Below are 20,167 nucleotides of genomic sequence, written 5' to 3'. Positions count from 1 at the left end.
GTATTAACAGTCGTTAACACAAACAGCATGTTGCCTTCTTTGTAGAAATTTGCAACTAAAACGTATCAATTCGTAGCTTTGCAAACTTGCTATTCTGGGGTATAACTAAGGCATTCGGGGTTTCCGATGTCGTGCAAATAAACTGTCCAATGGGGATATGAATATGAAAAACATGAAGCAAGCTCGTCAGCAAGGTTTTACGCTGATCGAACTCATGATTGTAATTGCGATCGTGGGCATCCTGTCGGCGGTGGCTTTGCCGGCGTATCAGGATTATACGGTCCGAGCGAAGTTGTCCGAGGTGTTAGCCGCGGCGGGCTCTGCGAAGACTAGCTATTCGGAATATGTGTCGGCGACAGGAACGTTCCCCACTAGTGCCGCAGAGGCGGGAATTAGAGCGACATCAGCAATGGTGTCTGGAGTGGCGGCAGATGCCACTGGATTTTCGCTCACGGTTTCAGCTGTTGCAGGTAGTGGAACGGGGGATAGTGATATCGATGGCAAGGTCTTCAATTGGATAGCAACGAAGTCTGGCACTGACATAACGGAATGGACGTGTTCAACCACTGTTGCTGAGTCTGCATGGGGGAAAATACCTTCCAACTGCCGCGTGACAGGTACAGCAATTACTGAAGGCTAAATGGCGCAGGCGCCTAGCCTGATTTTTCTCATTGAATCACAAGCCTATGTCTTACTCTGGTTCCAGTAGCTTCGTCAGGGGAAGAGATCAACAGTGATGCCTGAGTTTGGCGGTGCGCCGCGACTCGGGCATTTTTGCTTCTTTAGGTGGTAGCTAATGGCAGTGGGCATTGTAACTAGCAACCCCTCTCCATACTTAGCGGAATAGTTTGCCATTTCAGTGCTTTCCGTTGTCGTGATATTTGTACCAAGCCCCAGAATCCCAGATCACCAATAATTACGACGCTACGAGAGGTGATGTCGGCTCCGAGTGCATTACGTCTGAGCTTAGTTGTATCGCGATGCAGTCATCGGCGCCGTGATCTATAGATGCTCCCGAACTAAGGCTTCCAGCTGTCGTCGACAACAACAGCTCTAGGCTAGTTCGTAGACTGGTTCTTCGCGACCCATTTGTTTGTTCTTAGCCTCTCATTGACTAAGTAAACATTTTGAAGCACTTTGGTGCTGAGGTTCACCTTCGAGGCCTGCGCCTCGCGACCAGAAACATGACATTAACGAAGAGTCAAGGCAGCTATCGATTTTTTATAGATTGCCGCATCCCATGCAACACCGGCTCAGTATACCCACTCGGCTGCTCTTCACCCTTAAACACTAACTCACACGCAGCTTTAAACGCAATCGAAGCCTCAAAGTCTCTGGCCATCGGTGTATAAAAAGGGTCCGACGCATTTTGCCCATCAACCACCGCCGCCATGCGTTTCAAGGTTTCTAGCACCTGCTCTTGAGTGCAAACACCATGATGCAACCAGTTTGCAATGTGTTGGCTGGAAATGCGCAGTGTGGCGCGGTCTTCCATTAAGCCCACGTTGTGAATGTCGGGCACCTTAGAGCACCCCACACCCTGGTCGACCCAACGGACAACATAACCCAAGATACCCTGGCAGTTATTGTCGAGCTCGGCTTGGACCTGCTCGGCGCTTAAGCCGCTGCAGTCGCCAATCGGAACTTCTAGGATGTCTTCTACCTCGGCAATACCGCGCGATCGCAACTCTTCTTGCCGCTCGAATACATTGACCTGGTGATAGTGAATGGCGTGCAAGGTGGCTGCGGTTGGTGATGGAACCCATGCAGTGGTCGCGCCTGACATCGGGTGGCCAACTTTTTGCTCGAGCATGGCGCCCATTAGGTCGGGCATAGCCCACATACCTTTACCGATTTGTGCTTTGCCGGGTAAGCCGCACGCTAAGCCGATATCGACGTTGCGATCTTCGTAGGCTTTAATCCAAGTGCTGTTCTTCATTTCGCCTTTGGGCAACATGGATCCAGCCAGCATGCTGGTGTGGATCTCGTCGCCGGTGCGATCTAAGAACCCCGTGTTAATAAACACCAAGCGTTCTTTCGCGACCTCGATACAGGCTTTTAAGTTAATGCTGGTGCGGCGTTCCTCGTCCATGATGCCGACTTTGACGGTATTGCGAGGCAGTCCGTAAGCGTCTTCGATCGCGGCGAACAGCCGGCAGGTAAAGTCGACTTCTTCAGGACCGTGCATCTTGGGCTTTACGATGTAAATGCTATCCGTGCGTGAGTTTTGCAGTGCGCCAGTCCGTTTTAAATCGTGCATGCTGATCAAGATGGTAAATAGGCCGTCCATGATGCCTTCGGGCACTTCTTGTCCGTCTGCGGTCAAAATGGCCGGGTTGGTCATTAGGTGCCCAACGTTACGCACGAACAGCAAGCTTCGCCCATGTAGAGTGAGTGGGCTGCCATCGGGCTGCGTAAAATGACGATCGCCATTCAAGGTCCGCTGCAGCGTTTGACCACCTTTCTGGAAGGATTCGGCTAAGTCGCCTTTCATTAAGCCCAACCAGTTGTGGTAGACCAAAGCTTTGTCGTCGGCATCGACGGCGGCGACCGAGTCTTCGCAATCTTGAATGGTGGTAATAGCAGCTTCGAGGCAAACGTCTTTAACGCCCGCGGGGTCGGTTGCGCCAATCGAGTGGTTGCGGTCAATTTGAATTTCGATGTGCAGGCCGTTGTGTTTTAAAAGCACGGATGCAGGGCTTTCGGCAGCACCTGTGTAACCAACTAACTGCGAACGATCTCTTAAAAGGCAGACGTTGCCTTCTTGCAATACGGCAGTAAGCTTCTCGCCGGCAATGGCATACTGCTTAACATCCGAGTGTGAGCCACTGGCTAGGGGGCAATGCTCGTCTAAAAAGGCTTTAGCAAAAGCGATGACTTTGGCACCGCGAATAGGGTTGTAGGCACCCGCACGCTCGGCGCCGTCGCCCTCGGAAATAACGTCTGTACCATACAGTGCATCGTACAAGCTGCCCCAGCGGGCATTGGTCGCGTTTAAGGCATAGCGGGCGTTCATAACGGGCACCACCAGCTGTGGTCCCGCCATGGTGGCGATTTCCTCGTCGACGTTTTCAGTGGTGATGCTAAAATCATCGGGCTCAGGTAACCAGTAGCCGATGTCTTTTAAAAACCGCAGATACTCGTCTTGGTTATATGGCGCAGGATTGGCCTTGTGCCACTCGTCAATTTGCTTTTGGATAGACTCGCGTTTGGCAAGCTGAGCCTGGTTCTCAGGCATGAACTTCGCGAATACATCGGCTGCGGTTTGCCAAAATTGGTCCGCGTTAATGCCGGTGCCTTCTATGATTCCATTGCTGAGCAAGTCGTCCAGTACGGTGGCTACTTGTAGGCCCGCACGATCTACACGCGATGTCATAATGAGTCCTGTCTATCTTTTTAGTAATAGCCGCAGTGTATGAAAGGGCTATTGATTTAGCAAATCTATAGTTGTTATCGCAGTCATTCATTGGGTGAATAGTGTGCGCGGTTGTTGCCTTATTAAGTGTGGAGAGATTTGAGGAGTATCGAGGCTCGACAAAGCGTAGGTTGGGGGTTATTTTGCCACTTGAGGAAGAATGCTTTGCTGATGCGTTTAGTGCGAGCTACTTGCCTAATCCATCCCAAACAAATCGCGGGTGTACACCTTGCTCTCCACATCCGCCAACATCTCGCAGCGACGATTGCTGATGATCACATCGGAATGGGCTTTGAATTCGCCTAAGTTGGAATACACCCGCGAGTTAAAAAACGTACTTAGGCGCAGGTTGGGTTCGAAGATGATAACTTCGATGCCTTTACCTTTTAAACGCTTCATGATGCCTTGAATGGCGGATTCTCGGAAGTTATCTGAGCCTTGCTTCATGACCAAGCGATAGATGCCCACCGTCTTGGGCTTGCGTTTTAGGATGTCGCTGGCGATAAAGTCTTTACGCGTGACGTTCGAATCGATAATCGCACGAATCATGTTCTGCGGCACCTGATCGTAGTTAGCGAGCAATTGCTTTGAATCCTTGGGCAAGCAGTAACCGCCATAACCGAACGATGGGTTATTGTAGTAATGCCCAATACGCGGATCGAGGCAAACGCCTTCGATAATGTGCTGGGTGTTGAGGTCGTGCACGGCGGCGTAAGTGTCCAGCTCGTTAAAGTAGGCTACCCGCATGGCCAAATAGGTGTTGGCGAACAGTTTTATGGCTTCGGCTTCGGTGCTATCCGCGAGCAATACGGGGACATCGACCTTTTTTGCCGCGTACTGCAAGAGCTCGGCAAACTCTCGCGCCTGTTCGGTTTGGGCACCGACGATAATTCGTGATGGGTATTCGTTGTCTTTTAGCGCCTGCCCCTCACGTAAAAATTCGGGCGAAAAAACAATGCGATCTGTATCGAGTGTTTGGTTGAGCCGGGCGGTGAAGCCAACGGGCACAGTCGACTTGATGACGACCAGCGCAGTGCGGTTGAGTTGGAGTACCTGTTCGCAGACGGATGTGACGCTTGTGGTATCGAAGTAGTTGGATTCTGGGTCGTAGTTTGTTGGGGTGGCAATAATGATGATGTCGGCAGTTTCGACGGAGCCCTGCAAGTGCGCACTGGCTTGCAGGTTCAACGGTTCGATGTCTAGTGCCCGCTGAAGGTCCACATCTTGGATCGGAGACCGTTTGTCCTGAATAGACTCTATACGTTCTTCAGCAATATCAACGACACGTACTTCATTACGCCTTGCTAAGAGTACCGCGAGCGAAAATCCAACATAGCCCGCGCCGACAACCGTGATTGCTTTCATGCTCCAAGAATCCAGACCTGTATGGATCTGGACTATAAAAGTGCAATATGGCGCAACCGTGACCGTTTGGTGTCATTTCCGTCACAGTTTTATGTCGTTATTTTGACGCAACCTCGGGTACTGGTAGATTGCGCGCCGTTTCGGCGATGAGTCGTCGTAACCACTGGTTGCCGGGGTTATGCTGTAGTAGCGGGCTCCAGGCCATCTTTAATTCTAAAGGCGGGATTTTAAGGGGCGGCTGACGCAAGACCACGCGTGGGTTGTTAGACTTTAATAGCGCAGCGCGCGTGGGTAGCGTTACGATCAAGTCGTTTTGCTCGGCTAAGGTCATGGCCGCTTGGTAGTGGCGGGTAAACACGCGAATTTGACGTTTTTTACCCAGCCTTGCAAGGGCGGAATCAACCCAGCCTAAGCGCTGCACGTCGTCTGGGTTTACGCCGACGCCGACGCCCATGCCCGTTTTGCTGACCCAGATGTGGTTGGCTTTTAGATAGTTATCCAAGCTGAAATCGTCGAGTACGGGGTTGTTGGGGCTGAGCAGGCAGGAGAAGGTGTCGTCCCATAGATGCGTTTGATGAAACGACTGTGGCATGGCATCAAAGCGGTTAATGACCATATCGACTTTGCCGCGCTCGACGTCTAAAAAGCTGACGTCACTGGGCGTCATGATATCGAGCGTAATGCCGGGTGCGAGTTCGCGCAGTTGGTCTAATACATACGGAAGCAGGGTGGATTCTGCGTAGTCGCTGGCCATAATGCGAAATACGCGTGTATGGGTTGCCGGATCAAACTCGGCCTTGGTTTGTACAGCGCGATCAATATTGGCCAGCACGTCGCGAATGATGGGCTCAAGTTCTAGGGCTCTCTCGGTCGGCGCCATGCCCTCACTGGTGCGAACCAGCAAAGGGTCGCCAAACAAGTCGCGCAGGCGTTTGAGGCCATTACTCATGGCCGGCTGGCTGAGGCTAAGCTGGTTGGCGGCTTGCGTCACATTACGCTCGCGCAGCAGTACATCGAGATACACCAAAAGATTTAAGTCAATGCGATTCAGATTCATAGCGGGTTCGTCGGCCTATATAAACAGTAAAATCAATTGTTCTTTCGTTATCGGCCATACATTCATGCTGTGAATGCCTGCCATTAAAACGATAGTCTATGCAAATTACTCCTATTTGGCGATGCTTTCCACCGACTTTGGTCGACTCGCATTAGTATGTTAACACTGCAAACTCTGACCAATCGCGCTAAACTTTGCGCAACTAGACTTAACAGCCGAGGGCACTAGGGTGCCACGCTAGGAGAGCATATGGACAACTACCGCGCCCCCGTAGAAGACATGCAGTTTGTGATAGACGAGGTATTAAACCTCGAGAATCGCTTGGGTGCATTGCCAGTCTATGAAGACAAAGGGGTTGGTTCTGATCTGACGCTAGCCGTATTGGATGAAGCGGCGAAACTGGCAAACGACGTCATTGCACCCACTCGACGAATTGGTGATTTAGAGCCCGCGCGCTGCGAGAACAACCGCGTGCTGTGCTCGCCCGGACACGAGGAAGCGCTGCGCCAACTTGGTGAGTCGGGTTGGACCGGTATTGCCGCCTCCGAGGACTTTGGTGGGCAGGGCTTGCCCGAGGTGTACGGCACCGCGACATCTGAAATGTGGAACGGTGCGAACATGGCGTTTGCGTTGGCACCCTTTTTAAGTTCCGGTGCGGCACTGGCGATTACCGCTCACGGCACACAGGAGCAGAAGGCGCTATACGCTACCAAAATTAATTCAGGCGAGTGGTCGGGTACCATGAACCTGACTGAATCTGGGGCCGGATCGGATCTGGGCCCGTTAAAAACGCGTGCAGTCCCCGAAGGTGATCACTACCGTATTTATGGTCAAAAAATCTACATTACTTGGGGGGATCACGAGGCCACCGACAACATAGTCCACTTGGTGTTGGCGCGCTTGCCCGATGCACCCGAGGGCTCAAAGGGTATCTCGCTCTTTATTGTGCCCAAGTATTTGGTGAATGAAGACGGTAGTTTGGGCGCGCGCAACGACGTGTATCCTGTCTCGGTTGAACACAAGCTGGGTATCCACGCGAGCCCCACGTGCGTGATGGCCTATGGCGATACTGAGGGCGCTATCGGCTATTTAGTGGGCCGTGAAAACGAAGGTTTGCGCTGCATGTTTACTATGATGAACGAGGCACGCTTGAAGGTCGGGTTGCAGGGGCTTGGTGCTGCTGAGGGGGCTTTCCAACTGGCGAAAGCCTACGCGCGTGAGCGCGTTCAGGGCGGTGTGGCGATCATTGAACACCCCGATGTAAAGCGTATGTTATTGACTATGCGCTCAGGGTGCGAAGCGATGCGGGCCTTGGCCTACAGCGAAGCTGTAACCATGGATTTGGCGCACAGCGGACCCGAATCTGAAAAGGCGCTTGCCCAAGCACGGATTGATTTAATGATTCCCGTGATCAAAGGATGGTTAACCACCTTCGGCGAAGAGATCACCTCGCTGGGTGTTCAGGTACACGGCGGTATGGGCTATGTCGAGGAGACGGGTGCTGCCCAGTATTTTCGGGATGTGCGTATCACCTCGATCTACGAGGGGACCAACGGTATTCAGGCAGCAGATTTGGTGAATCGTAAGTTGGGTCGCGACGGCGGCGCCACCATGGAGTTGGTGCAAACCGAAATCGCAGAGACAGTGGCCGATTTAATGGCAAGCGATAACGATGTGCTAAAAGGCATGGGGCAGGCGTTAAAAGTGGCTTTGGCAGCGCAAGTTCGCGCGACCGAATGGTTGCTACAGCAACTGCGTTCGAACAAGCCCGCGGCGCTAGGTGGCTCGTTTGAATACATGATGATGACCGGTTATCTCTTCGGTGGTTGGCAGTTGGTGCGCGGTGCGCTGGTCGCTCAACGCGCGATTGCCGGAGGTTCGGATCGTGAGTTTTATCGCCACAAACTGGCCACGGCCGAATTTTACTGTGAGCAGATCTTGCCCCGGTGCTTGGCAGCGGAACAGTCTGTGTTAAGCTCGGCAGGAACTTTGATGGATTACCCAGTCGATTGGATCTAACCATGGAACGCGATTTTACGACGCCTGATTTGTGCGATGACTTCCCCGACTCGCGAGTCTTGCACGCGCAATTTCGGTCTTACGGGCGCAGCGCCAGCTTTTGTGGGCAGGCAGTTACCGTAAAGTGTTTTGAAGACAACTCGCTGGTCAAAGCCTTGGTGCAAGAGCCGGGTAATGGCAAAGTGATTGTGGTAGATGGCGGGGCGTCTTTACGCCGCGCGCTGCTGGGCGATCAACTGGCTGAAAAAGCCTGTTTGAATGGCTGGATGGGGCTGATCATTAACGGTGCCGTGCGCGATGTCGAGATCCTGGCGACCTTGCCCTTGGGTGTTTTTGCGTTGGGCGCCATTCCTCTAAAGACCGATAAACGCGATGTGGGTTTGCGCGGTGTCGCTGTCGATATTGGCGGCACCACAGTACACGAAGGCGATTGGATTTACGCCGATGCCTCGGGTGTTGTGGTCAGCAGCACAAATCTGCTCGCGCCTTGAGTTAGTCTGCCGCTAGGCGCATGGATAAATCCAGCGCTTTGCAGTGTTTGGTCAGCGCACCGATTGAGATGTAATCGACCCCTGTCTCCGCATAAGGCACGAGCGTCTCGCTGGTTACGTTGCCGGACACTTCAAGCTCAACACGTCCCTGGGTTAAAGCCACCGCTTCGCGCATACCCTCCAAGCTAAAGTTATCTAACATAATGCGATCAACGTTCGCCGCGAGCGCTTGCTCGAGCTCGTCGTGCGTTTCGACTTCGACCTCCAACAGCACATCAGGCGCCAGTGCTCTAGCTGCTAATACGGCTGCCGAAATACCGCCGCAGGCGGCGATATGATTTTCTTTTATGAGAAAGGCATCGAACAAACCAATGCGATGATTGTGACAGCCGCCACAGGTTACCGCGTATTTCTGGGCGAGGCGCAATCCGGGAATGGTTTTGCGCGTGTCTAAAAGCTTGACCTGTGTATGCGCAACTTGGTCCGCGTAGTGCTTGGCGGTAGTAGCAGCGCCCGACAGGGTTTGCAAAAAATTCATGGCGGTGCGCTCCGCCGTCAAGAGTGCACGCGCAGGGCCGTGAATTTCTAGCAGCACTTGATTGGGTTCTAGCAGGTCCCCGTCTTGTGCCTGCCAGTCTAGGGTGCAGCGCGCATCGATTTGCTCAAAAACCAAGTTCGCCCATGCTTGGCCGGCTAATACCCCCGGCTCGCGGGTGATGAGTGTGGCGGTTGCCCAGCGATCTTCGGGGATGAGCTGGGCGGTTAAATCGCCGGTGCCCAAGTCTTCGGCAATGGCTTTGGCAACATCGGTTCGGATGCTTTCTAAGGGCGGAAGGTGCATACTGTTGTATCTTGTTTAACGTAAAACTGAATGATACCAGCACTTAGGCATGAGTATGTACCTAGACCAGGGGTGGTTGAGCGATATTGTTCATAAAAGCTCACCAAATTTTAATCAGCGCCCATTGGGGGTGGCCCCAGAACTGGTGGTGATCCACAATATTTCACTGCCGGCGGGGCAGTTTGGCACGGGTTTTATCGATGCGTTGTTTTGCAACACTTTAGATTGCGCCGCGCACGAGAGTTTTGCTGATCTGGTGGGGTTAGAAGTCTCGGCGCACTTACTGATTGACCGCAGCGGCAAAGCTACCCAATTTGTGAGTTTTGACGATCGCGCTTGGCACGCAGGGGTGTCAAGGTACAAGGATCGAGATAACTGCAATGATTTTAGTGTCGGTATTGAACTGGAAGGGACCGACGACTTGGCATACACTGACGCTCAGTACAGCACCTTGCGCCAGGTGTTAGCGATACTGCGACGTCATTATGACCTGGCCCACGATGCGGTCGTAGGGCATAGCGATATCGCCCCAGGTCGCAAAACAGATCCAGGTGCGGCGTTTGATTGGGGACGCATAAGCGACGTATTGAATCGCAGCGTGTAGGGGAATTTTATGCTTTATTTGGCCAGCTTGGCCGCAGCCGCCTATTTACTGTTCACCGCGCAGCACAACCCCGTGGGGCGTTGGTTTGCCGATCGGGTGGACGACACGGTTGAATTTACATTGGGGCTCGGTTTCTCGGGCCCTGCGCGCTTATTGGCCGGTGTTGCCGTGCCTACGTTGATATTCAGTTTGCTGTATGCATGGCTGCACACGTGGTTTTGGGGTTTGCTCGGTGCTGCGATTGTGGTTTCGAGCGTCTGTGCGGGAGTGCGCTTTGATTTGGCACGGCGCTTGATCGATGATGTGCAGATTGACTGGCTACGCGGCGATGCAAATACAGCAGAGCTGCGGCTCGAACAGGCGCTGGACTCTTGGTTGCCTAGCAATGACAGCGAGTCGCTGGCACGCACTTTGACCTTTGTCGAGAAGGCCCTGTTACTGGCCTTGATTACCGTATTCTCGGGTGGCTTTTACTTTATCCTGTTAGGTCCTGTCGGTATCGTGCTGCATTTGCTGGCCGTGTTTTATCATCATCGCAGCGGCGGTGCGCGCCCTGATCCAGTATTGGCCGCGGTGCTGTGGTTGCCCAGTCGCGTATTGGCGACGACCTTTTTGTTGGTCGGTGACTTTAGCGCTGGCGCTCGGGTGGTCGGCGGTCTGTGGACGGACACCTCCCTAAGCGTACACGCTGTGCTGTCTCGCGCAGCCTTGGCGGCCGTGCCTCGGTTAGAAGATCTCGATTCCTTCGGCGATAAAAGCAAGTTGCTAAGTTCTTTTGCGCTGTTGGTGGATTTGCTGCGACGTAGCGCTGTTGTTTGGTTAATTGTATTTTCTGTGTGGGTGGTGCTGTTATAGGGCGGAAACCTTCGGCAGATTTTTAGTAGGGCATGGCGGATTACTCGAAAAACTTACTGGAATTAAAAACGCGGCCTCAGGTTGCGGCTCCCCATTCGACCTACGCTGCCGTGCCTCTGCCCACTTTGTGTGTGGTCTATCACCCCGACGCATCGATGCTGGGTGCACGCTGCGTCATCGCCCCCGATCAAGCGCTTGCCTTTGGGCGTGAGCTCGAGTTTACCGACGTTCAGGGCAATTCGTGTTTTCCTTTACTGGACCCGTTTATTTCGCGTGAGCTCGGTGCTTTGACTTACCGCGCGGACCAGGTGGTGCTGTCGCGCCGCGTGGGTGCCAGTGGTATCGAGTACCAGGGCCGGTCATTGGCCAGCGAAACTCGCTTTGATCTTATTGAGGGCCGCTGGCATATCTTGAATTGTTCGAATCGATTGGTGCTCAGCTTAGGCTTAGACTTGCATACCCAAGACGATTTGGCGGCTATGCCGAGTATTGTCGGGCGCAACGCCAACGTTGTTGCAATGCGCCGCGCTATACGCCGAGCGGCCGCCACTGACGATGATGTGTTAATTACGGGGCCCACCGGGGTCGGTAAAGAGGGGGTGGCTAACGAATTGCACCGCTTCAGTCAGCGTCGAGCAGGACCTTTAGTGGCTGTTAATATGGCAGCGCTGCCAACGGAGCTGGCGGTATCTGAATTGTTCGGAGCCGAAAAAGGCGCTTTCACCGGAGCGAACAGCGCCAAAAGTGGCTATTTTCGGGAAGCGGCAGGTGGCACCCTGTTCATGGACGAGATCGGTGATGCCTCACCCGAACTGCAAGCACAATTACTGCGAGCACTGCAAACTCGCGAGGTTCAAGTCTTGGGTGGGCCCACGCAAGACGTTGACCTTCGCGTTGTGGCCGCGACCGAGCAGCACACACGAGGTGACCAGGCGTCTTTGCGTCCGGCGCTGTTCCACCGGCTCGCCCAGCAGCATATCGACGTGCCGCCGCTGCACGAACGCATGGATGACATCGGCCTGCTGGCTGAGCACTATTTTGCGGATAAGCGCCGTGGACCTTGGAGTGGTGAGCTTGATGACACCGGCGTCGCCAGCTGGTGTCAGGTGTTTGTGGCTCTAACCCACTACGACTGGCCCGGCAATGTACGGGAATTATTTGCCGTACTGGGTCAGATTGATTTAGACACGGACTACCCCGCGGTGCCAGATTTGGCCCCATCAGACCCCGTTGAGGCAGCGCCTGCGACCCCGGTGCTGGCGGGCGATATTTCTGACGATTTATTTTTGCAAGCACTCGAGGCGTGCGACTATGAGGCCGCGAAGCTTGCGCAAACACTCCCGATATCGAGGACCAGCATCTACCGACGACGGGAAAAGCTCGGTGTGCCCAAGGCGAGTGACTACAGCGCTGAGGAAGTGGCGCAAGCGCTGAGCGCTCATGGTGGTGATGTCGGTGCAGCAGCGAAAGCGTTGAGGGTCTCCAAGGCAGCACTGCTGCGTTTGTATCCGGAGTATGGCGCGTGAACTGGGGGCCCTATCGCCTCATCCGCGTCCTGCACGAAGGCGGCGAGGGTACTAGTGTGCTGGCTAAAACCGATACCGAGCACGTGGTTTTAAAGTGGGTCTGGCGCGAGTCGCCCATTCACAACCCGGCTTTGGCTCGCTTACAAAACGCGGCGACCTTAAATCAGCACATATTGAACATTCGGGGCGTTATTAACACGGCTGACGCTCAGGTGTTTGTGAGTCGCTATCACCAGGGCGCGCCGTTGCGCGCTATTCTTGATGATGCGCGCTGTGATACCCAAGTGCGTCTATTAATCGCCAGCCAGATCATTGCGGGTGTGGGTGGTTTGCATCAGCACGGGTTGGTCCATGGCGATTTGAGGGTTGAGAATATTTGGGTGACGCGCTCGGGTCGTGTGCTGATTATGGATGTCGATCAACTCCTACTGGCCGAATCGAGTCATAATCGCACAGCCAAAATGGTGGCCTTGAATGCCACCACACCCGAACACTTGCGGGCAAAACCCATTTCCTTCATCAGCGACCAATTTGCCTTAGCGGCCCTGTTAATCGAGTTATTTACTGGGGCGTCACCTCTGGTGTTTGAAGGGCAATTAGTTCAAGCGAATGTGCTTCACCCAACACTCCCTGACCAGAGCGCTTGGCGATTTCTACCCACAGCGAGTCGCGAGCTCTGGCTAAACACGTTGGCCAAATGGTGGCAAAGCTCAGAGCGTCGCCGCCCCAGACCCATCGGTGAGCTTGAGCGTTTGGCCGCGATGGGTGAGGCTCGAGTTCTAGCACGAACTCAGCTTGCCGATATGGCAAATGATCACGCGCAAGCCATCGCGCCCGAGCCTATTTCTGCTGTGGTTCCTGAGTATCCAGGCGTCGATCCGGTACGCTCCACAAAACCGCTTCGCAAAGTGCCGATGAGTTGGTTCGCTGCAGCTTTTTCTGCAGCCTTAGCGGCTGCACTCATTTTGCCTTCGTATTCTGTGTCAGGTGATATGCATCGGCGCATACTTTGGGTTTGGCTTGATGACGGGGGGCGTCAAGCGGTGCCTGAAGACTGGAAGGTGCAGTTGGAGCAACGCTGGTTTAAGGCAACTGAGCCGGCGAGTGGGCAGCGTAAACGTTATTCTGTGGCGTGGTCATCGGAGGCTGTCGGACTCAGTTTGAGTAGGCCTCAATTGAAGGCCTTAATCGAGTGCGGCGAACTGTTTTGCTTTTTCCGCTTAAAACCGATGCTGGGTGGTCGCGATTCGTGGCATGAGCAGGTGCCGGTTCGCGCTTCTCTTAAGCGCTGGGAGGCGGTAATGGATAGAGCGATTGCGTTTCAGCAATCGCAGTCGCCATCAGAGTGACCGCACCACGGTTTAACAAAGCTCCGGGAAGCGCTGCTGGAAGGCCGTCAACGTGTTTTTCAGCTGCGGGGTAGCCACGTGATGTTTCGCAGCAACTGCAAGCAGTGGCGGTAAAATAGTCGAAATCTCGGTGCGCCGCTTCAGGGTGATATCTTGCAACATCGACGAGCGGTTGGCGCCCGTTTTGCGAATGACCTCCCAACAGGTGTTGTGAAAGCCTTGTGCCTGCAGCGTAAATCCCAGTGCCTCGAGTACAGCCCGAGCCTCGTCAATAGACGTTTGTGTGCAAGCCTTGAGCTCACTATTTTCAAGCTCACCGTTGCGGCACTGATGGAGTGCGGTCAGGGGGTTAATGACGGCATTGACGCTCAGTTTCTCCCAGCGGTACGGGTCGATGTCTGTGTGCCAATGGCTATTCGGCACGGCCTCTTGCCACTCGCGTAACCAGTCGGGTTCTGATCCAGAGCCCAAGCGTGTGACGCCGCTACCTCCATGCACAGTGTGATGCGCCTCGTTACGATAACCACCCTCGGTGGTGAGCGCCCAATAGACCGACCCTGTGGTGAGCTCGGCTATTTCATGCGAGTCGACTAGCCCATTGACCATAATAACAATCTGAGCCGTGGGACTTAGCGCCTGTTTAACGGCGGTAATCGCTTGGGTGACATCGTAGCTTTTGGTACAGACGACCAGTCGCTCGATTAGACGGTCGCCAGGCACAAAGACCTCAATATCAAAAGTCTCGGTATGATTTTGATATTGCACCGTGTGGTGTGCGGGTAGCGGTTGGTTGGGCTTTGAAACGACCAGACACTGCTGCCCTGATCGGCTAAATCCTGCGTGCAGTAACTGACCGATGACGCCAAAGCCAAGTATGTGCCAGGGTGGGTTAGACATGTCGCTTACGGCGTCTGGTAGTGGTTAGGAGCGTGCATTGTAGCGCAGTGCCAAAGGATTGCGAGTTCCGCATAAATAGCTCTAAAGGCCTCAAGCTGTGAGATTGTCTCGCGTGATGGCTGAGTTTGGCAGTAGTTCTGCAGTAAATCGCGGGTGGCGTCGTTATTAAGTTCTTGCGATTCGGCGTAAATGGCTAAATCCCACCAGCGCGGTGCAAGGCAATGATATTCCCAGTCGATCAACACGGCGCGATTACCCAGTTGCAGGACGTTGGTCGCCACGCAATCGCCGTGGCTTTGCACCAAGCGGGTCTCGAACTCAGAGAATTTTTCAGCGGCATGTTCAGCCTTTTGTTGGTTCGCCTGCGCCGTCCAAGGTCGATGCTGGTGTTGGCAGGATTCAAACCAGTAGCGAAACGCGTGTGCGATGTCCAGTTTTTGGCTGACTTTGGGGAGCTGATGACACTGCTGTAAGAGCTTGGCAACCTCTCTTACTCCAAGTCGCAGGGGTTCGGCCCCGATCAGCAGTGTACTTTGGTGATCGGCGTTGAGGGCGAGCGTATCTGGCGCCAGCCCGTGCTGTGCTGCGAGTTGCTGAACACTCAGCTCAGACCACCAAATGGCATCGGGGCGAGCGACTTTGGGCCATCGGGTGACCCGCAAATCGCCTCGCAGGGTAAACCGCAGTAGGTGATGGCTGGAGCCCTCCAAGCGCTGATAAGCGGCGCTGCGGGGATCAAAGCCTAGGAGCCCAGCTACGAGTTCGCGTTCTGCGTTTGAAAGTGTTGTCGCCATGTCCAATAACCTAGCACAGCAAGTACCACATACAAGCCGAACAATCCCACCGTCACCCAAAGCTCGCTATTCGCATACAGTTGCATTGATGCTAAGTCGATGACAATCCAATACAGCCAGTTTTCGAGCACTTTAATGGCCACCAAGTAGGTCGTGATAATGGCCCCCCAGGTAGTAAACGAATCGAGGTAGGGTTGGACCGCATCGGTGTTTTGTTCAAGCCAATACCCACTACCCAGCGTTAATACAGCAATGCCTGCCACGATAAATGCGTGCTGAGATGGGCCCAAGGTTTGTATGGTACGTTGCTGGCCTTGTTCGCCCGACGTCCACTGCCAGTAGCCATAGACCGCCATAATCAGATAGTACACTTGCAGCGCGCTTTCCATAATGAGCTTAGCCTCCCAGAACAGCCACAAAAATAGGCTAGTGCTGATGAAGGCCATGATCCAACAGGCTATGTGCTCGCGCATGGCGAGAATAAGATAGGCAAGGCCAAAAGCGACCGCCAGCCACTCGATGAGTGCCGCGGTGCTCATTCGGCGGCATCCAAACTGAATTCGCCCGGAATGAATTTGGCCGTCAGGACCTGTTTGCCAAATTCTTCGAAGCTTTTGGTCAGCGCAGCTTGTATTACCTGCATGACCTGTGTGGCCTCTCCGCTTATCTGCGTGCTCATGGCGTTGCGGCGGATGGTCAGTTCTTCGCATTGCTCGAGCCGATCGATAAAAGCTAAAACAATCCTGATGTAGTCTTCGCTGAGTGGGTACAAGCTCAGTTCGGCGGTGAGTTGCATGTTTTGCTCCTTAAAGCTCGTAGCCCAGGGTAATGCCAAAGGTTCGCGGCGCACCGAATTGATAATAGGGTTCGGTCACATAAAATTTGCGTGGGTCGTTACCAAAGCTACCAAACCCTCTTACGGTCACGGTGGCATCCCCTAGGTTTCTAGCCCAAGCCTGCGCGTACCACTGCTCACCTTGGTAGCGCACGCGAGCGTTGAACACATGAATGGCTCGGGCTTTGGTCTCGTGACGGTCCGAAAAATAGTAGTCATCGCGGCCTTCTATCGTGGCCCCGAAAGTCCACTGTGGGTTGATTTGGTAGTCAAGACCAAGAGCGTATTGATAGCGCGGTGCTTGCGCTTGGTCTCGACCGGATAACTCAAGCCCATCGGCGTTAATGTAACTGTCAAACTCAGCCCACAAAAGCCCTAGGGCAGCGGTTACAGTGAGTGACTCGCCGGCGCGCCACACCAGTTCTGATTCTAGACCCGTGTTAGAGCCACTGGCGGCATTGTTCACGTAATCGATAAAGTTGGTGCTGCCGTCCTGGCGGGGCAAGACGAGTGAGCCCTTAACCTGCTGGTCGTCGCGCTCCATCACAAACAGGGTGTTAAACCAGCTCAGACCGAGCTCAGGCCAAAGGCTGCGCAGTCCCAGTTCAAGATTCCAAAGAGTCTCTGCATCAAACACTTGCTGACCTTGCAGAAGCGCGGTTTGCTCCGGCGTTTCTGCTGTGGGAATCGAGGCCAATACGTTGGTGTTGACACCGCCGGCACGATAGCCCTTGCTGACTGACAGATACGCGCGATGCGCATCGTTGACTTGCCAGAGAAGCGCCAGTTTACCACCCACAAAGTCGTCATCGGATTGGTTGTTTAAGGCTTCGGAATCGCTGTAGCGTGCTTCTCGATTCTCGTAGCGCAAACCCAATTGCGCCTGCAGCGCAGCGCTCACGTCGCGATCGATTTGGCCGTATACGGCCCGATACTCGGTATCGTAGCGGCTTCCAAAAGGTCCAGACAAGTAGGTGTAGTTGCGTGCTAGTTCCTCGTCGTTGTCGCGGCCGTATACGCCCAACAGCCACGCCCCGTTCGGGGTGGTGCGCGTCAGTTTTATGTCGATTTCTTGTCCGCGATAGTCACGCTGATATTGATCAAAAGACGAATACTCCCAGCCGGGGGCGATACCGACGTAGGACCAATCTTCGTCGTAGCTATACTCGGTGTCGCTGCGGCTGTGACTGACTTGCGCATTCAGCTGATAGTCGCCAACTTCCTGTTGATGGCGCAGCCATATGGCTCGGGTCTTCTGGCGATCCCGGCCCGGTTCATCCGACAGTGTGGTTCGCGTGTTGTCCAAGGAAAAGGCGTCAAAGCCGTTGTCGGCGTCGACAGTCATCATGCCCAAATCGGTTTGGTAGCCGTCCGCTTGCCACTGCAACCTCAGTCGAGCTTGTTGCTCGTCAATGTTGTTGGTGTCCGAGCGACCCAGCGTTGCATTCTTAATCCAGCCGTCGCTGGTATTGCCACCTAAAGCAAGCCGATAATTCAGGTTTGCCTGCAGTGGCCCCGTGCTCGTGAGTTTCCAGCTTTGGGACTCATAATTGCCCAAGCCTATCTCAATTTGGTGGGCGCTCTCATGGCTGGGTTGGGCAGACTGAATGGAAATTAGGCCGGCAATGGCGTTAGCGCCGTGCAAGGTGCCTTGTGGGCCGCGCAGTACCTCTATCTGCTCGATATCGAGCGTGCTCGCGCTCAAGCCCAGTCCGCTAAAATCCATGCCGTCGACCAGTAAGCCTACCGATGGATTAATCGGCTCCTGATACTGACTGCGTTCGCCGATGCCGCGAATCTGAAAATAGCGGTTGCGTGAGGCACCACTGGCCGCATTTAGGTTGGGGATTTGGCGCATCACATCCTCAAGGTGCAAAGCGCTTCGGCTAGCAAGCTGGCTGGCGGTAACCACACTGACGCTCGTTGCCGTTTGTGAGATGGAATAGTCGCGATGTTCCGCGGTCACAATAATTTCTTCCAGCGGATTATCGGCCTGCGCGAGCGCGACGCCAGTGAGCAGAATGGCGCTTGTTAAGCGAGTTTTGCAGTTTTTCATTAGGTCTCTCCCGTGTTGGCTAAAGAGAGAACCGGGAGAAGGTGAGGTGAGAAGCTTGGAACCATCTGCACTTTCCCTACGCCGGTTCTAACCGGATCAGGTTCTAAGGGTTTACCGCAGTATCTCAGGCCAAAGCCACCCCTAAGTGCGGCGAACAATAGGGCTTTTTGGCAAGCTTTGCAAGGTGACGTTGTCGCGTTAGGTGTGATTTGCTTGGACTGCATCCTACTTCGCTTTAGAATGGTGCCATTCTTTCTGGGGGTGTTATGAGTCGAACGAGTATTACAGAGTTGTTTCGCAACAACCGAGAATGGGCGCGCGAAGTCCATGAAGCTGACCCAGACTTCTTCGCTAAACTTGCCGCCCAGCAAAGTCCTGAATACCTGTGGATTGGTTGTTCGGATTCCAGGGTACCTGCCAACCAAATCGTCGGCTTGTTACCGGGTGAAGTGTTTGTGCATCGAAATGTCGCCAATATGGTGGTTCACACCGACTTCAATTGCCTGACGGTGTTGCAGTACGCAGTCGATGTGCTCAAAGTTAAACATGTTTTGGTGGTTGGGCACTACAACTGTGGTGGCGTGCGAGCGGCCTACGAAGATGCCGATAATGGTATGATCGATAATTGGTTGCGCAACATCAAAGACGTGCAGTTTGCGCACCAAGAAAAGTTTGATGCTCTGGACAGCGACGACGAAAAAGTCGACCTATTGTGCGAGCTGAACGTGATGAGTCAGGTGGCCAATGTGTGCCGAACGACGATTGTGCAAAACGCCTGGGCTCGGGGGCAGCAGTTGGACGTCCACGGCTGGATTTATCGTCTGAAGGATGGCCTATTGCGCGACCTGAATTGCTCTGCGAATAGCGTCGAGCAGATTCCTGAAATGTACCGTGTTATCTCGAAGCATTCTGATCTGGCAACCTTGCGCTAGAGTCGATAGACTCTGCTGAGTCCCAAGCGGGACACTTCAACGCAAGGCTGTCGTCATTTTGTCGTATTTGTTCGATAGACTGAGGCGTTTAGCGTTACAATCGAGCAACAGAGGCGGCAAGACACACCATAATGACGAATGCGCAGTTTCCACAGGCCCTGACTACTGCAATGAGATGGCTTTCTCAGGATCTTGTGTTGGCTCGTTTGCGCCTAGCGATTATCGCTTCAGCGTTAGTTTGGGTGGGACTCAATCTGGCGAAAGTCCCTTGGTTGTTCGTCGACACGAATATTGAGGTGCCCGCACCCACTGTCGTCGTCGATGCAGTCGACACGTCCCCAGTCACTGTTGATATCGATGCGATGAAAGCGTGGCACTTATTCGGTGAAGCCAACGCAAGTGCAGCGCCCGCGGTGGTTGCGGCCCCGGCGGTTGGTATTGAAGACGGCGCCAAAGAAACACGCCTCGACCTCGTATTAGTGGGTGTGCTAGCGGCTCGCAGTGATGGCTTGGGCCAGGCCATTATTCAGTACCGTCAGGACCAATCGATTTATCGAGTGGGCGATGCCTTGCCTGTGAGCGGACGCGTCTCTCTTGCCAAGGTCTTGCCAGACCGCGTGGTGTTGGACAATAACGGCACCTATGAGCTGTTAAAGCTCTACGATGAAAGTGCCTTGGCCAAGCGTCTGATGTCGACTGCGAAGCCCGCGGTACGTCAACCCACGCAAGCGCCCAATCCTGCGCCGACCTCCGACGCGAATGAACCCAACGAGCGTGATTTGGCACGCGCCGAGCGCCAAGCGCGGCTGGATGCGAGAAAACGTGATCGGTATTACGATAACCCAGAGTCTTTGTCGGAACTTGTCTCGGTGGCGGCGGTGCGCAGTGCCGATGGACAGTTGGCAGGGTACCGAGTATCTCCCGGGCCCAAGGGTGAAGAGTTTCAAGCGCTAGGGTTTCGTCCTGGCGATGTTGTGACCGAGGTCAATGGGTTGAGTTTGTCAGACCCGAGCAATGCTCTGGTGCTGTATCAAATGCTGAAAAGCGCAAGTGAAGCAAATTTTGTAATTCAACGGGGGGGCTCGCCAATGAACCTTACCGTGCAAGTGGGCGGTGATCGTCCCTGATTTA

At 54.0% G+C, this 20,167-nt stretch carries 18 protein-coding genes and 1 riboswitch; of the genes, 9 read left to right on the top strand and 9 right to left on the bottom strand.

Features of this window, described 5'->3' with window-relative positions; all coding sequences use genetic code 11:
- Positions 1-172 precede the first annotated feature (172 nt).
- Positions 173-640 (top strand): pilin, encoded by a 468-nt coding sequence (locus EYZ66_RS10630; protein ID WP_040816565.1) that lies wholly within the window; start codon positions 173-175, stop codon positions 638-640.
- A gap of 570 nt (positions 641-1,210) precedes the next feature.
- On the opposite strand, the gene EYZ66_RS10625 is transcribed toward EYZ66_RS10630, so the two are convergent.
- The 3 genes from EYZ66_RS10625 to EYZ66_RS10615 form a co-directional block, all read right to left on the bottom strand.
- Positions 1,211-3,376, bottom strand: coding sequence for a malate synthase G (locus EYZ66_RS10625; protein WP_009575693.1), 2,166 nt, complete (start codon positions 3,374-3,376; stop codon positions 1,211-1,213).
- Positions 3,377-3,610: 234 nt separating this feature from the next.
- Positions 3,611-4,780 carry a nucleotide sugar dehydrogenase gene (locus EYZ66_RS10620; protein WP_009575694.1) on the bottom strand — a complete coding sequence of 390 codons (1,170 nt, stop codon included), beginning with the start codon at positions 4,778-4,780 and terminating at the stop codon, positions 3,611-3,613.
- 97 nt (positions 4,781-4,877) lie between these two features.
- Positions 4,878-5,837, bottom strand: a complete 960-nt coding sequence (locus EYZ66_RS10615; RefSeq protein WP_009575695.1) for a LysR family transcriptional regulator — start codon at positions 5,835-5,837, stop codon at positions 4,878-4,880.
- A gap of 249 nt (positions 5,838-6,086) precedes the next feature.
- Here EYZ66_RS10615 and EYZ66_RS10610 point away from each other — a divergent pair, with 249 nt between their 5' ends.
- Both EYZ66_RS10610 and rraA read left to right on the top strand, forming a co-directional pair.
- Positions 6,087-7,856, top strand: a complete 1,770-nt coding sequence (locus tag EYZ66_RS10610) for an acyl-CoA dehydrogenase C-terminal domain-containing protein (RefSeq protein WP_009575696.1) — start codon at positions 6,087-6,089, stop codon at positions 7,854-7,856.
- Between the two features lie 2 nt (positions 7,857-7,858).
- Positions 7,859-8,347 (top strand): ribonuclease E activity regulator RraA, encoded by a 489-nt coding sequence (gene rraA / locus EYZ66_RS10605; RefSeq protein WP_009575697.1) that lies wholly within the window; start codon positions 7,859-7,861, stop codon positions 8,345-8,347.
- Between the two features lies 1 nt (position 8,348).
- Here rraA and nadC read toward each other — a convergent pair whose 3' ends face one another.
- A complete protein-coding gene (nadC, locus tag EYZ66_RS10600; RefSeq protein WP_009575698.1) occupies positions 8,349-9,188 on the bottom strand; it encodes a carboxylating nicotinate-nucleotide diphosphorylase in 840 nt (279 codons plus the stop codon).
- A 55-nt stretch (positions 9,189-9,243) separates the two neighbouring features.
- On the opposite strand from nadC, the gene ampD reads away from it, so the two are divergent.
- The 4 genes from ampD to EYZ66_RS10580 are packed head-to-tail and all read left to right on the top strand — an operon-like array spanning position 9,244 to position 13,522.
- Positions 9,244-9,792, top strand: coding sequence for a 1,6-anhydro-N-acetylmuramyl-L-alanine amidase AmpD (gene ampD / locus EYZ66_RS10595; RefSeq protein WP_009575699.1), 549 nt, complete (start codon positions 9,244-9,246; stop codon positions 9,790-9,792).
- Positions 9,793-9,801: 9 nt separating this feature from the next.
- Positions 9,802-10,647, top strand: a complete 846-nt coding sequence (locus EYZ66_RS10590) for a CobD/CbiB family protein (protein WP_009575700.1) — start codon at positions 9,802-9,804, stop codon at positions 10,645-10,647.
- 32 nt (positions 10,648-10,679) lie between these two features.
- Positions 10,680-12,173 carry a sigma 54-interacting transcriptional regulator gene (locus EYZ66_RS10585; protein WP_009575701.1) on the top strand — a complete coding sequence of 498 codons (1,494 nt, stop codon included), beginning with the start codon at positions 10,680-10,682 and terminating at the stop codon, positions 12,171-12,173.
- Positions 12,170-13,522, top strand: coding sequence for a protein kinase domain-containing protein (locus EYZ66_RS10580; protein ID WP_009575702.1), 1,353 nt, complete (start codon positions 12,170-12,172; stop codon positions 13,520-13,522). The genes EYZ66_RS10585 and EYZ66_RS10580 overlap by 4 nt, the downstream gene beginning before the upstream one ends.
- A 12-nt stretch (positions 13,523-13,534) precedes the next feature.
- Here EYZ66_RS10580 and EYZ66_RS10575 read toward each other — a convergent pair whose 3' ends face one another.
- From EYZ66_RS10575 to EYZ66_RS10555, 5 genes are read right to left on the bottom strand one after another with little or no spacing between them, the layout of a single operon-like run.
- Positions 13,535-14,419, bottom strand: a complete 885-nt coding sequence (locus EYZ66_RS10575) for a ketopantoate reductase family protein (RefSeq protein WP_009575703.1) — start codon at positions 14,417-14,419, stop codon at positions 13,535-13,537.
- A 5-nt stretch (positions 14,420-14,424) separates the two neighbouring features.
- Positions 14,425-15,213, bottom strand: a complete 789-nt coding sequence (locus tag EYZ66_RS10570) for a phosphotransferase family protein (RefSeq protein WP_009575704.1) — start codon at positions 15,211-15,213, stop codon at positions 14,425-14,427.
- Complete coding sequence (gene pnuC, locus EYZ66_RS10565; RefSeq protein WP_009575705.1) at positions 15,174-15,752, bottom strand: nicotinamide riboside transporter PnuC; 579 nt, start codon at positions 15,750-15,752, stop codon at positions 15,174-15,176. The genes EYZ66_RS10570 and pnuC overlap by 40 nt, the downstream gene beginning before the upstream one ends.
- Complete coding sequence (locus EYZ66_RS10560; protein ID WP_009575706.1) at positions 15,749-16,009, bottom strand: YkoF family thiamine/hydroxymethylpyrimidine-binding protein; 261 nt, start codon at positions 16,007-16,009, stop codon at positions 15,749-15,751. Before EYZ66_RS10560 ends, pnuC begins: the two co-directional genes overlap by 4 nt.
- A 10-nt stretch (positions 16,010-16,019) precedes the next feature.
- The gene (locus tag EYZ66_RS10555) at positions 16,020-18,104 is read right to left on the bottom strand and encodes a TonB-dependent receptor (RefSeq protein ID WP_009575707.1); all 2,085 of its coding nucleotides are present in this window, start codon (positions 18,102-18,104) and stop codon (positions 16,020-16,022) included.
- Between the two features lie 56 nt (positions 18,105-18,160).
- Positions 18,161-18,257, bottom strand: a riboswitch (TPP riboswitch).
- 113 nt (positions 18,258-18,370) lie between these two features.
- Here EYZ66_RS10555 and can point away from each other — a divergent pair.
- On the top strand, positions 18,371-19,036 hold the full coding sequence (gene can / locus EYZ66_RS10550; protein WP_009575708.1) for a carbonate dehydratase: 666 nt from the start codon (positions 18,371-18,373) through the stop codon (positions 19,034-19,036).
- A gap of 170 nt (positions 19,037-19,206) precedes the next feature.
- A complete protein-coding gene (gspC, locus tag EYZ66_RS10545) occupies positions 19,207-20,163 on the top strand; it encodes a type II secretion system protein GspC (RefSeq protein ID WP_160195669.1) in 957 nt (318 codons plus the stop codon).
- Positions 20,164-20,167 lie beyond the last annotated feature (4 nt).

This window comes from Aequoribacter fuscus, assembly GCF_009910365.1.
Classification (GTDB): domain Bacteria; phylum Pseudomonadota; class Gammaproteobacteria; order Pseudomonadales; family Halieaceae; genus Aequoribacter; species Aequoribacter fuscus.
Note: the sequence above shows the minus strand (reverse complement) of the source record. Positions and strands in the feature narration are given on the sequence as shown.